The organism is Mycobacterium sp. E136, assembly GCF_001666865.1.
GTDB lineage: Bacteria > Actinomycetota > Actinomycetes > Mycobacteriales > Mycobacteriaceae > Mycobacterium.
In genome coordinates this window covers 1-781 of sequence record NZ_LZJE01000404.1, presented here as the reverse complement: position 1 = coordinate 781, position 781 = coordinate 1, and the positions used below count along the sequence as shown (strand labels likewise).

Here is a 781-nt window from a genome sequence, read left to right as displayed (position 1 = left end):
GCAGCGCAGCGGCCCCGATGCCGATCATGAAGGGCACGTTGAACGGTTCGGACCAGAACGCGGACTGCGACACGTTGACCGCCCATGCGTCGACCATTGCCGCAACCACCGCGCACGCCGCCAGTGGTGTGAGCGCGCCGAAGATCAGGCCGAGGCCGCCGAGGGTCTCGGCCGCGGTCACCATGAAGGCCGCCAGTGCGGGCAACCGCCAGCCCGCGGCTTCCATGAACCCGACGGTGGCGCTGAAGTCCAAGAGTTTGATGAGCCCCGCCTGGAGGATGGCGGCGCCGACGCCGATGCGCAGGATGAGCAGGCCGATGTCCGTCGCGGTGTTGCGTGTGCTGGTGGCGGCCGTCGCCGCGTCCGTCGTGGTCATGCCCATTACGACTATCAGACGAGCCACAACTCATCGCGCGGATTCGCAGTGAACGCCGCACGGCCCTGAACCGTGTCTGAAGCGGGCCGTTGACGCCGCTGACTTACCGTTGTTAAGTTAGCGGCGTTAGTCCGAGGAGCGAGAGGACACGCAGTGCTGCAACGAATCGCACAGCTGGCCATAGCGGCGCCCCGGCGCATCATCGCGACAGCCGTCCTCGTGATGGTGGCGTGCGCGGTATTCGGGATCCCCGTCGCCAAGAACCTCTCGGCCGGCGGCTTCCAGGATCCGACGTCGGAGTCGGCGAAGGCCACCCAGTTGCTGGTGGACAAGTTCGGCCAGGGCGACATGGAGCTGATCTTGAGCGTGCACTCCGACGACGGCGCGCAGAGCCCGGCGGCGCGT

The 781-nt window shown here is 67.2% G+C and carries 1 protein-coding gene and 1 pseudogene; one reads left to right on the top strand and one right to left on the bottom strand.

The features are described from left to right. Positions 1–376 (bottom strand): DoxX family protein (locus tag A5698_RS27685; RefSeq protein WP_084792658.1); only part of this gene is annotated, 376 nt, incomplete at its 3' end. 153 nt (positions 377–529) lie between these two features. On the opposite strand from A5698_RS27685, the pseudogene A5698_RS27680 reads away from it, so the two are divergent. Then, positions 530–781 (top strand): annotated as a pseudogene (locus tag A5698_RS27680) (MMPL family transporter); the annotation flags it as partial.